The sequence below is a fragment of the Sphingobacterium sp. JUb20 genome (assembly GCF_004342035.1).
Lineage (GTDB): Bacteria > Bacteroidota > Bacteroidia > Sphingobacteriales > Sphingobacteriaceae > Sphingobacterium > Sphingobacterium anhuiense.
Window position 1 is genome coordinate 359984 of sequence record NZ_SLYV01000001.1, and the last position, 11175, is coordinate 371158.

The 11175-nt window shown below is 35.2% G+C and carries 14 protein-coding genes; 4 read left to right on the plus strand and 10 right to left on the minus strand.

From position 1 onward, the window contains the following. Positions 1-12: 12 nt before the first annotated feature. From EDF66_RS01580 to EDF66_RS01590, 3 genes are all read left to right on the plus strand, one after another. Entirely contained in the window at positions 13-954 is a 942-nt protein-coding gene (locus EDF66_RS01580; protein ID WP_132840061.1) for a hypothetical protein, read from the plus strand. A gap of 93 nt (positions 955-1047) precedes the next feature. Beyond that, complete coding sequence (locus EDF66_RS01585) at positions 1048-1626, plus strand: hypothetical protein (protein ID WP_132840062.1); 579 nt, start codon at positions 1048-1050, stop codon at positions 1624-1626. Positions 1627-1682: 56 nt separating this feature from the next. Beyond that, entirely contained in the window at positions 1683-2192 is a 510-nt protein-coding gene (locus EDF66_RS01590; RefSeq protein WP_132840064.1) for a YfbM family protein, read from the plus strand. Positions 2193-2721: 529 nt separating this feature from the next. Here EDF66_RS01590 and EDF66_RS01595 read toward each other — a convergent pair. Beyond that, on the minus strand, positions 2722-3156 hold the full coding sequence (locus EDF66_RS01595; protein ID WP_165902328.1) for an SRPBCC domain-containing protein: 435 nt from the start codon (positions 3154-3156) through the stop codon (positions 2722-2724). A gap of 220 nt (positions 3157-3376) precedes the next feature. Between EDF66_RS01595 and EDF66_RS01600 the strand changes: the two genes are divergently transcribed. Then, positions 3377-4201, plus strand: a complete 825-nt coding sequence (locus tag EDF66_RS01600) for a hypothetical protein (protein WP_132840067.1) — start codon at positions 3377-3379, stop codon at positions 4199-4201. Positions 4202-4259: 58 nt separating this feature from the next. Here EDF66_RS01600 and EDF66_RS01605 read toward each other — a convergent pair whose 3' ends face one another. The 9 genes from EDF66_RS01605 to EDF66_RS01645 all read right to left on the minus strand — a co-directional run bounded on the left by EDF66_RS01605 (position 4260) and on the right by EDF66_RS01645 (position 11173). Continuing rightward, on the minus strand, positions 4260-4985 hold the full coding sequence (locus EDF66_RS01605; RefSeq protein WP_132840069.1) for a hypothetical protein: 726 nt from the start codon (positions 4983-4985) through the stop codon (positions 4260-4262). A gap of 18 nt (positions 4986-5003) precedes the next feature. Beyond that, complete coding sequence (locus tag EDF66_RS01610; protein ID WP_165902329.1) at positions 5004-5804, minus strand: SOS response-associated peptidase; 801 nt, start codon at positions 5802-5804, stop codon at positions 5004-5006. 69 nt (positions 5805-5873) lie between these two features. Further along, positions 5874-6347 carry a hypothetical protein gene (locus tag EDF66_RS01615; RefSeq protein ID WP_132840072.1) on the minus strand — a complete coding sequence of 158 codons (474 nt, stop codon included), beginning with the start codon at positions 6345-6347 and terminating at the stop codon, positions 5874-5876. Positions 6348-6874: 527 nt separating this feature from the next. Continuing rightward, positions 6875-7369, minus strand: a complete 495-nt coding sequence (locus EDF66_RS01620; RefSeq protein ID WP_132840074.1) for a GNAT family N-acetyltransferase — start codon at positions 7367-7369, stop codon at positions 6875-6877. Between the two features lie 100 nt (positions 7370-7469). Further along, a complete protein-coding gene (locus EDF66_RS01625; protein ID WP_132840075.1) occupies positions 7470-7724 on the minus strand; it encodes a hypothetical protein in 255 nt (84 codons plus the stop codon). A gap of 167 nt (positions 7725-7891) precedes the next feature. Next, entirely contained in the window at positions 7892-8311 is a 420-nt protein-coding gene (locus EDF66_RS01630) for a hypothetical protein (RefSeq protein ID WP_132840077.1), read from the minus strand. 2 nt (positions 8312-8313) lie between these two features. Further along, the gene (locus EDF66_RS01635; RefSeq protein WP_132840079.1) at positions 8314-9261 is read right to left on the minus strand and encodes a hypothetical protein; all 948 of its coding nucleotides are present in this window, start codon (positions 9259-9261) and stop codon (positions 8314-8316) included. A gap of 12 nt (positions 9262-9273) precedes the next feature. Continuing rightward, entirely contained in the window at positions 9274-10470 is a 1197-nt protein-coding gene (locus EDF66_RS01640; RefSeq protein ID WP_207898384.1) for a LicD family protein, read from the minus strand. After that, positions 10445-11173, minus strand: a complete 729-nt coding sequence (locus EDF66_RS01645; RefSeq protein ID WP_132840080.1) for a 2-C-methyl-D-erythritol 4-phosphate cytidylyltransferase — start codon at positions 11171-11173, stop codon at positions 10445-10447. Before EDF66_RS01645 ends, EDF66_RS01640 begins: the two co-directional genes overlap by 26 nt. Positions 11174-11175: the final 2 nt, after the last annotated feature.

The following is an 11175-nucleotide window of genomic DNA, read 5'->3' on the forward strand; positions in this document are numbered from 1 at the left end:
TAGAAATTAATTATGAAACAGATATTATTATTTACTATTTTTCTAATAACATTCTCAACAATTTTTGGACAAATAAAGACAACAAATGTTTTGACTGCTAAACATATAAATATTGAAGGGACAAAAATTAGTTTAATTCCACCAGACGGATTTATAAAAGCAACTAACTTTTTAGGACTACAACAAAATCAAAGCGGTTCAACAATTATGGTTTTAGATATTCCAGCTCCATTTTCCGAAACTTCAAAAGGTTTGACAAAAGAAGGGTTTTTGAGTCAAGGTGTTGATGTAAAAGAAATTGAGAATTTAACACTTAATAACTTACCCGCAGTTTTAGTGACAGGCGAACAGAATGCACACGGAAATGTTTATACAAAATATGTTTTGTGCTTTGGTACAGAGAATGAAACAATGATGATTAATGCCTCAATCTCAAACAATCTAAAAGAAATTGCAATTGCAGTGAAAAACTCAATTCTTACAAGTTTTTACGAAGCAGACAAAAAAATAAATCCATTTGTAATAATAGATTATGCTATTGACCTATCAAAAAGCAAACTACAATTTGCAAAAAGTGTGGCAAATTCTTTAATTTTTACAACAGATGGAATTATACCAACAAAATCAGCAGACAAAACTTATCTAATAGTTGCGAAATCATTTTCGACGACAGATGTTAAAGATAGAAAATTATTTTGTTTAAACAGAGTGAAACAATTGCCCGTAGAAATCACAAAAATAGAAACTACTACCGAAATTTCAATTGATGGAATTTCAGGATATGAAATTATCGCATCAGGACAGGATAAAAAGACAAGTGCGAATGAAAAAATATGTCAAGTAATCTTATTTAGTGACAATTTATATTATATACTTTTTGGTTCGACAAACAATGATTACGACAACAATATTTCCGAAATCAAAAACTTAATAATGACATTTAATCGAAAATAAAAAATACTGCCCCGGGTGGTCAATAATTCGCTAAAGCTTGTGCTTACACTTCTTAATCAGAGTAAAAACTGTAAATTAAACGAGATGATAAACATGAAAAAAATAATACTGCTTCTACTGACTATTATCACACTGAAAAGTGCATTTGGACAGGAGGACAGGCTGGGAAATCCCATATTCAACAGTGAGGTTATTAGTGAAGAAAAGTTTGATAAATTTGAGTTGACTTCATCCTATTACCTGATTGACAATAATATTTCAAATAAAGAGTCATCGGTTTATGTAAGCGAAAAACCAACGTTAACTGAATATTTGAAATTCTCTCGGGAACTTCCATCATACGGATTCGTCATTCATCAAGGTGGAGATGTGCTGTATATGATCATATTGATACAAGAAATTGAGGGTTCGAATACCACACTATCGTATAATATTGTAAATCCTAGTAACGGAAAAAGCATAAAGGTACCGTGTAAAGTATGGGGAGAGATCAGTGAAAAACGTGCAGACGAACTTTTAAAGCTTAAAATAGATAGTTCGTCAGGCACTATTGACTTTCCAAATAATGGAAAGGGATTTATATTTGGAGGCATTGCTTATAGGGTGCAGCCTTATGACCGGCTCAAAGTAGAAGTGATCGACATCGCAAAAAAACTGATGAGTCATCAGTAAAAAGAAATTTAACGTTCATTCAATACAATCAATATTGCTAAACTAAAATAAAAATCATGAGTTGTTTAGGTGTACTCTTTTCGCTTGATGAAAAGGAAGTAGAGAAATTGAAGTCATATGACGCTGATTCGGAGCGTTTGGAATATCTGCAGCACAGTATCGAAGAAATTTACTTTGAAAAATTTCCAGATAGAATTGCTGAGCTGGACAAATCATGGGATGGACTACATAGAAGTTTAACGGACGGAAAATACGGCTGGAATAATGGTGAGTTTCCTCTAAATCATGTAATATTGGGCGGAGAAATTTTATATAATGGGGATGATTATATCATGACCCTGAAGCGTCCGAAAGAAGTGCAAGAGATAGCTAAAGCCGTCAAAAATATAACCAAAGTAGTCTTGAAAAAGGGGTACGAACAAATTTCGGCTGATGATGAAGACTATGCCGATTTCATCAGTGAGGAAGACTTTCAATACACTTGGGATTGGTTCAGTAATTCAATAGCATTCTGGGAACTAGCGGCGAAGGAAAACAGATTTGTACTATTTACCGCTGATCAATAAGAATGTATTTAATAGAGTCGCTATTATTCTACTGACTATAAATTTCTATTTGTAGTCGGTTCAAACATTAGATGAAATAATTTAATAGAGAAACAACAGCAGAAGATAAATATAGGAAGAAGGAAAAAAAACTAGTTCCTATTCATCCCAATTTAAAAAAATGATTAAAATCCAACAAGCTAATATTAATGACTTAAATAAACACGGTATTATTAGTCAACCATTCTCTTCTTTAGATCTTCCAACTCCCCTGCTATCATATCTGGCCAACAAGCAAAACCTTGTCTAATAATCTCTTCCCAATCAGCTATGGTAAATGATCGGGATCAAATTTAAAATGACCAAAGAACCAACTTTATTCAAATCGGTTCTTTGGGGGAAGAAATAGTTTTAGTAAGCTTACAAGCAACAAATAATGTTTGTATATCTACTTGGATAAGCGATATACCACATAAATATCACTGACTTGTTTGCAACCTGAATTTTAATTTTTTCAGTCATTTTAGCCATGAAAGTAACTTTTAAACTTCTATTGGTTACATAATTGCTCTATGCCAGGCAAAACAAAGTTGTCCCAACCTTTAGCAATATGTTCAATTCTATTAGGATCTCCATTAAAGTTTTCAATAATAGTAGTTAAAACAGTTTGTTCTTCTTGAGAGTCCAAATGATATGAAATATGGAGATAGTTTTCAGGAATAATTTCTATTCCAAAGTTTGGATCAATTGAAGAGTATTTTAAATACTTATTGTGTATAATATCTAAGATTTTTCCACGATCCCCGCTTTCATATCCTTGAAAATTACCTTTCCAAGTTATCTCGCTTCCTATTTCCCAACTTGATGAAACCTCACAATTGAACATGTATTTTTTAGTTTCGGATGGGGTTGTTAAAATCAACCAAATTTCATGAGGACTTGCATTTAAGACTAATTTTCGTGTAACTGTGTTATTGTTCATCATGCTAATTATTTCGTTAAGATACAAATGTATAACGCAGATACGACAACTGTATGTCAGGAGTAGATAAACATTTCTCGTTTGTTCTTTGCTCGGATTGATAACGTAGCCCATATTTTAGTAAAAATCTTAATAGATTTGTCGTTAATACTTGTTCTGTTGATATACCTGGTAAATAACGAGTATAATTAGACCTCATTTATTTGAAAAGTATTAGAAATATATGATAACTAAGAGTAAGAATGTAAGCGTTGATCAAGCAATATCAAAGGGAAATCGAATGGTAAACTATCCGGTCGTTGTTATTATTTTGACCACACTAGGAATTAGCTTTTACTTATGTATCCATTTACCTTTCTGGATAGTTCCAATTGGTTTTGTTTTTGCAATTGCATTTAGTTGGCTTTGGTGGAGTATAATGATCACGAAATGGCGACTTTGGGCATTCGAAAATGTTAGAAATGTACATGAACTTAAAAAACGAGCAATACAGGAAAAATTAATTTGGCCTGATGATGTAATTTTTAATAAAACGGAAATCTCTAATGCTACAGAAAAAGAAAAGTGGAATGTACTAAAGCAAAAGTTTCAATATGAAGACATTTTTCAGGACGACTTATCGGTACCAGATGAAACAAATATCTACTTTTCTAAAAGAAAGAGCTTTTTACATTTGTTAATAATGTTAATAGTTGTAGGATGTTGTATTTTTTTAATTAACAGCTCTAATCATATCGCAGGGTACCTTATAGTTGTCTTAGGGGTATATTTTACATTCAAAGAATTTATGAAGATAATCAATAAACTACCACAAATTACGATAAATGCTGATGGAATCAGAACAATATCAACAGACTTTTATAACTGGAATGAAATAAAAAACGAGGAAGTAATTGATGAAAGTTCAGGAAAACACATCCGACATTATTTAACCTACGAACATCCAAATGGTATAGAGCAACTGTTAATTAATGACTACGCAATAGATAAATCTAGTTTGAACAAATTGCTAATTCTATATCGTGGACGAAATAATCAAAAACAATGATGCTTAATATGCATAAATCATAAAATAAATTTACCCATATTATTAAAATAATGATCCTTTAATTTATCCTTGGATCTATCCAAAATAAATCACGGAGTCGCAGTAGTTCTTCTATGTCCATCAAGTTATAAACCAGCTCATCTTTCTCTTCTAAAGGAATCGTTATTTGTTGATCCGTTTCAAGTAAAAAAATGGTTAAAATAGCATCCTTGTCATATATCGAGATATCGGATTGTACCATAGTAACATCATGTTTGCTAAACCATTCTCTTGCCTGTTCTTGATCTAGACAGATCAGGGAACGGGTTAGATCTTCAAGATCTCGCATCTCATCGATGATATGAGTGGGATAATTTACGCCAATATAAGCTAAATACAGAAGATGATTGCCTGTACGTAAGGCATAATTGCGTATTAAGACCCGCTTCGGATCGAATGAAAAAACATAATATTCTGGATTGGAGATAAACTTATACTGCTTGCCGTAAAACTGGATTTTATCCTCCAATTCTTCTAAATGATCTATTTCTATAAATACTTCTCCTAAAAGCTGCCCCTCATCTATATTGGCAAGTGCATCGTCAATGACCAATAGCGCTTGCTCTTCCATAGGAACAATGCTTCCACTACAATCTAGGTGTAACAAATAATCATCAACATCAGGTACAGTTAACGGATACCATGTTGGGTTTTCGTCGTCAACTGTATTTTTAGATGTTAAAATGTTATAACCGTTACGCTTTAATTCTAATAGTATAATTCTGCTCAGGGGGACAAACTTCATAAGATCTTACACATATCACTAAAACAAACTTTGCTGCATGGGTCCATCCTGTCCTAAAGGTGGCAGATCTGACCATTGATAGGGTTCGTACCGATGTTTCCCATCTGGCCTGTTGGGATATCCTCTTAAAGTGTAAACGGGATAATAATCCAGTTCCTGATCGGAGATTTCGTAATTGAAAATAGGTATCAGCGCTTCTTCATCTTTGGCGGATAGCCATTGATGTTCAAGTTCAGGGGTAAGGAATAAGGGCATACGTCTTTTGTTCGGTCCATCGTTATGGATCTGTCCCATAACGGTATTGGCTTCACGTGTGAGCATACCAAAGCTTCCTATTTTATGGATCTCTCCTTCCTGGTCAACAATCTCGTGCCATTGGTATAAACCTGGGATATAGAAGATTTCCCTTCCTTTCTCTCCAATGAAATAGGGTACTTTCTTTTTCCATCCGTGCACTTTGCGGTGCTCAAAGGTGCCGGATACAGGGATAAGACAACGTTGGTTTTTGAGTCTATGCCAATACGACTTGCTATCGGCAAGAATCCGTTCACTGCGTACATTGATCATATTGCGACGACGGTCTTCCTGTTCTTTGGGATCTTTGATATAGGTGGGCAATACGCCCCACTCCATTTCAAGTAAGCCCAGCTCCTCTCCTTCTTTGTCTTTGTATATAATGGGATATGCGGGAAAGGTAATGGCCTGCACATTTTCAAAATAACGGTAGTCGTAATCGAGCTGTTTGCGTTCGTCCCTTAGCTTAGGGAATGCTTTCTTGACGATTTCAAGATCGGTATGGAGTGATATGTCCCAGCACATAGTTGTTTTGATTGATAGTATGTTTCTTGTTAAACACGGTGATGTATTCATTTGTTTTGCCTGCGGCTATTAACTGATGAGTTCAATAGCCCTGACTTTCTTTTGTGTCTTACCATCGGTAATGATCGCCCATACGCGGCCATGCTCGAGGGTAAAGAGGATATCGATCGGATCTTTCCTCTTGAAGGTGGTCTGGTTACGGAGGTAACCGACAATCTTGCTTTCGTACATGCGCAACATGCGCTTGTCCCACTTTTCTTCGCGAAAGCGGTTGTTGAAGATGCGATAGCCGGAATTGGTTTCCAATAACTGCTGTATGCTATGGGCATCTGTCGGTATGTGTATGGCTTTCCCTTCCTTGGGTCCCAGTTCTGCAGCATGTGCATGTGCTTCTTCGGCTGACCAATACGGCGAAAGCAGAAAACCTGTTCCTTTTGTAACCTCGGGCCACTCGAAACGCTGCAATACAAAATCACGGTAGCCCTGTTCCAGAAATTCCTGAAAGGTACTACGGGTGAGTTGTTCAAATGGATTGTATAGCATAACGGTATCAAGTTGTTGATACGAATATAGGAAAATGACGGTTTAGTCTGCGTGTAAATTCTTCAATATAAACTTTTGATTAATATCATTTATGGATGACTCAATTGTATCTGGTTTTGAATTTAAAAGGTTTAAAAAAGATGTTAGAACTGGATCGACAATGTAGTCATTCTGGCAACAATACTTTGAAAGAGATCCCAATGGAGCGTATCTGCTACAAAGGTTATCTAATCAGTCAGACAGTGTCTGACCAATTACAAAACATTAATTTTGAAAACGATACATATCAAAAATCAGTGCATCAACAGTTTAATTCTGACCTCATAAAGTCCGAAGAATTGCTTACAAAACTATCATATTCCCATTTCTTGGAATTGATTATAACAAAGTTATCTATGATAGCTTAATAAACACTGACGATAGCCCTGTTCCAGAAATTCCTGAAAGGTAGCACGGGTGAGTTTTTCAAATGGATTGTAAAGCATAACGGTATCGCGTTGTTGATACGAATATAAGAAAATGACGGTTTAGTCTGCGTGCGGATTTTTCAATATAAACTTTTCAGAAAACTTACCATCTTCCATTCCTCTGAAATAGCTTTCAAAACCATTTTTGCAAAGTAATTTTCTTGAAGCCTCATTCTCCGGATCGATAATCGCAATCACATCCATGCTTGGGTATGAATTATTGGCTTTATAAACGAGCTGTTGTAAAATTGCCGTTCCATAACCCATTCTCCAAAATTCTCTCTTAAGGACATAGCCAATTTCAAGAATTGCAGCATCATATTTGTAGTATTCCAGTGAACAGTTTCCTATAAATTCGTTTTTCTGATTGACTACTTTAAAAAACCCTAATTTTTCCTGTTGAGTATTCATTTGCAGCATTGCATCGAACTGTATTCTTGCATCGTCTTCTGTCCAAACTATTCCGGTTATGAATCTCATTGTCTCCGCATCACTTACCATTCTTTTAAAAGAATCAAAGTCATCTTCTATATATTTGACCAGGGTTATATCCATTTTTTATTTTTTTGAAAATATAGCAATTCGTGAATATATATGCGAACAAAAACTGCATAAAGTTATCAAAGAACAATAACTAAACGCTAATTAAAATTGTTTATATACTCCTTGGATCTGGCTTAAGGGGCATCTTGGCACAGCGGATCACTTCCAGTGACGGACAGCCAAACTCCTGCACGACCTTACCTTCGATAAGATAGATACCAGCTCCTCTTAAAGGATATTGTGCCAACGTGGGTGGAAAATGCACGGTGTCGAAAAACTTGCCTTCGATATCCAGGAAGGTCCCGAATTTCATCAGTTCACCACGTTTTGTCTTCACAAACTTTTCGGCCACAAAATCGCCTACCATACTTAGGGTCTTACCGACATGACTGAAATCTCTTCTCAAAATATCAAAGAGCCCCGAAGGGCTCTACGAAACTTAATACTAACTAAATTGTCTTCTCATTTACTATCAGTAAGTAACTTTAGATAATAAAACTACTGATATTACACTCAATACAGCAAATGCTTAAGTTATTGGGGCTTTTCTTGCTTAGCTTTTAGGTCTTCCAACATCCTTTTTCGAAGTTTCTCTTCTCTAATGGGATCTATACGCTCCAAAACAATGATTCCCTGTAGATATCTTGTACTGTGATTAGTAAATTTATCAAAGACAATCTTAATATCATATTCTAAGTAATTCCAACGGGGGGAAGTTAGGCTATCAAATGGAACTGCAACCAAGGAGTCACCTTTTTCAATGTAAACATCGTCTACCCAAGTCGCCGAAGCCGTATATGGTACTCCAGATTTTGTTGCAACATCCCGAATAGTTTGATGTGTGCGCTTTACAATATCTTGTAATATGGATATTTTTTTATCTGTCTGGGCATAACTTGACATAAGCACTAATGATAGTACTGTAGTCAGAAAACAATATTTTATTTTTTGCATATTTAATTTGGATTTGATGAAACACCGTGTACTGGACAGTTACCTCCATTTCCTAGTGTTTCATATGGTTTATAAGTTGTTTCAACACCGTCTTTAGTTACCTTAATTTCTTGATTTTTTACCCAATCACTCGTTATATGTTCTGTAGAACCACCAAAAGATGAAAAACTTTCTGCGAATGAAAAAGCTTCCACCTCATCTTCAACACCATAATTTAAAAGTTTTTCATTATCAAAGGACTCAAATCCTATTCTGCCGTCTAAAAATTGCTCTACATGCTTAAGCTCGTGAACCAAAACATTATTTACTAAGGAGTTATTTAGCTCTCCTTGCTTATTCATAACAATATTGGTTCCAGGTACAAAAGTATCATTTTCATATACTAATTTTGATCTGTCCAAAGTCACTATCAGATTTTTATTATCTTGCAGGCTTGTCAGGCCATCGGAACCCTTGGCATCACCAAACTCGATAACTAAATTGAAATTACTGTCTCCAATCCGATTTAAAATAGTTTGGATACCATTCAATGTATTTTTAAAAGACTGATTTGTATCGGGATTGTTCAAATCTGCAGTGATAGCCGCAGATAAATTCTTTTCTACACCTGTAGAGTCCATTAATAATCCTGAACCCTGACCTACAATTCCTTGAGAACAAGTACATTCATCCTGCTCTTCTTCTTCATTATTGTCTCCTCCCCCGCCATGATCTTCCCAATCATCTTCGGGTTCATCCCAAGGATCTTCCTGATCATCCCAAGGATCATCTGTTCCCCAATCATCTCCAGGCTCATCGCGATCTGGAGGAGTAATTTCAACCTCCTCTAGATCTCCGCCATCAATAGTGCCATCACTATAGCCACCTTTCAATTCAAAAAGTTCATTTTCAGGCAGTTCTTCAATATTACTCGAAATATCAAAAAAGTGTAAATTTGTTTTCCTTTTCATTTTTTTATTAATCTATTTGAATCTTACAATATGTCCGCTACTACTGGTCTCAATTGGAATTGTAACCTGTTTTACGGAATGATTTTTATATTTATGTGACCATGAAAATATTTTAATAACACTTTCCCATCCTAAATACATCTTGTTCAATATATCTGTTGAAATATGGGGATGATAAAATTTACAGCCTTCGAATTGGATCTCTTTCAGAGGAAAGTAGCTTTCTTTTCTAAAGGTGTAACCATCATTAGTTTGAACTTCGTTTCCTACTTCCTGAGCCCACCAGATATCTACAAATGGAAATGTGTAGGCGTAGCCTTCAACCTTATATCCTCCTGGTTTCCATACTTTATAATAGACCTGTCCTGTCTTTTTCCAAGTCCACTCCATTACCTCATAAATACCATCTTTCTTTATTTTTTCGATTAAAGACTTAACGTCTACACCCATGACCATCAGATCCACGTCATCATCCCAAGGCATTATTCCGCCATGTCGTATTGAACCCAGCAAGGTGCCCGCATGTAAAAATATTTTCACATCTAAATTAGTTGCTACTTCAGAAATATAATGTAGAATTTTTCGAACTTCAATCAACTCATCTTCAGTCCATGCCGAATAATTTGATAGAAAATCCAGAATACTTGATCTCCTTGACAAATAGCTTGGAGATGTTGAAAAATCATAATCTATCCAATTGGTATCTGAACAGATAAAGCGAATACTTTTTTTGATCCCCAAATCCAATAGTTGCTCATCTAGTGGGTAGTATATTTTCTGACATGTAACGAGCAACTCACTTACCGTTTTTCTTGATATAAAATACGCATCACTCCCCCAAAAAAAGCCAAATCGGCTAAGTGCTATAGAAGGGCTGATCTTACGGTTAGCATTAATGAGATCATATGGGAAAAAAACATGGAAAAGAGGATCGCATTCCAGTAACATACTCTCCATAATATCTACGGTGCTGTTCCAGACAACATCTACTGAAGTAAGCAAACAAAATTCCTCTCTTGAATGATCAAGAAAATCTTGCCAGATGGCAAAATGGGTATTAAACCAGCTTACTTCAAATGGAGATATTGCTATACCATATAGATCTTTGAAATCATGATCTACTTCTAGAAATACCTGACTGGCTTTCTCTCCTATTTTATCACTGTTTTTATAATAGGTCAATTCACGCGTTACTGTATAAATATCCATTTGATGTAGCTTCTAAATCAATTAAAAAATTATCTAATCCCTGTCCTATATAGATATCTTGTGGATGGGTAATTTTTATATTTTCATAATTACCGTGGCACAATTGAATCGTATAGCCTGCTTCTTCTACAATAGTGGCGTCATCTAGAAAAACTGGGGAATATGGCAACTTGTAAGCATCCTTTATAATATCTGACCTAAAAACTTGCGGATTTTGCACAATTTTTATCTCAGCTCTATTGAGGGCTTCGTTAGCTATACCTTTTTCTATTCGTATTGTATTAACAGCATCAAAATAGGGAACTGCGTTTCCCAGTCGCTCCGCAGTTTGAAAAGTATTGGAAATTGTTTCATAGGACACAAATGGTCGTACACCATCATGAACTCCTATCAGATCATGCTTCTTTGAATCGATAGTCTCCAATGCATTTTTAACAGAATGATATCGTTGAGCTCCTCCATAAACAGTGGGTATATCAGCTATAAAAGGATACTCACTTTTTATCTGTAACCATTCCAAATGATGATCAGGATTGATTACTAACCGCAAACTTGGTGGAGGAAATAATTTTAAAAATTTGCATAAAGTTTTCACAATTATGGGGCAGCCGTTAATCTTATGAAATTGCTTACTTAAGACAGCTCCATACCTGCTCCCAACTCCACCAGCTAAGATGATAACATACTTCTTTATATATGACATAA

What these genes read in the sequence shown, in the direction of transcription:
- EDF66_RS01615 (WP_132840072.1), bottom strand. Translation starts at nt 6,347, where the DNA reads ATGCTATACAATCCATTTGAACAACTCACCCGTAGTACCTTTCAGGAA.
- EDF66_RS01640 (WP_207898384.1), bottom strand. Translation starts at nt 10,470, where the DNA reads ATGGATATTTATACAGTAACGCGTGAATTGACCTATTATAAAAACAGT.
- EDF66_RS01580 (WP_132840061.1), top strand. Translation starts at nt 13, where the DNA reads ATGAAACAGATATTATTATTTACTATTTTTCTAATAACATTCTCAACA.
- EDF66_RS01585 (WP_132840062.1), top strand. Translation starts at nt 1,048, where the DNA reads ATGAAAAAAATAATACTGCTTCTACTGACTATTATCACACTGAAAAGT.
- EDF66_RS01605 (WP_132840069.1), bottom strand. Translation starts at nt 4,985, where the DNA reads ATGAAGTTTGTCCCCCTGAGCAGAATTATACTATTAGAATTAAAGCGT.
- EDF66_RS01595 (WP_165902328.1), bottom strand. Translation starts at nt 3,156, where the DNA reads ATGATGAACAATAACACAGTTACACGAAAATTAGTCTTAAATGCAAGT.
- EDF66_RS01610 (WP_165902329.1), bottom strand. Translation starts at nt 5,804, where the DNA reads ATGTGCTGGGACATATCACTCCATACCGATCTTGAAATCGTCAAGAAA.
- EDF66_RS01620 (WP_132840074.1), bottom strand. Translation starts at nt 7,369, where the DNA reads ATGGATATAACCCTGGTCAAATATATAGAAGATGACTTTGATTCTTTT.
- EDF66_RS01600 (WP_132840067.1), top strand. Translation starts at nt 3,377, where the DNA reads ATGATAACTAAGAGTAAGAATGTAAGCGTTGATCAAGCAATATCAAAG.
- EDF66_RS01635 (WP_132840079.1), bottom strand. Translation starts at nt 9,261, where the DNA reads ATGAAAAGGAAAACAAATTTACACTTTTTTGATATTTCGAGTAATATT.
- EDF66_RS01590 (WP_132840064.1), top strand. Translation starts at nt 1,683, where the DNA reads ATGAGTTGTTTAGGTGTACTCTTTTCGCTTGATGAAAAGGAAGTAGAG.
- EDF66_RS01625 (WP_132840075.1), bottom strand. Translation starts at nt 7,724, where the DNA reads ATGGTAGGCGATTTTGTGGCCGAAAAGTTTGTGAAGACAAAACGTGGT.
- EDF66_RS01630 (WP_132840077.1), bottom strand. Translation starts at nt 8,311, where the DNA reads ATGCAAAAAATAAAATATTGTTTTCTGACTACAGTACTATCATTAGTG.
- EDF66_RS01645 (WP_132840080.1), bottom strand. Translation starts at nt 11,173, where the DNA reads ATGTCATATATAAAGAAGTATGTTATCATCTTAGCTGGTGGAGTTGGG.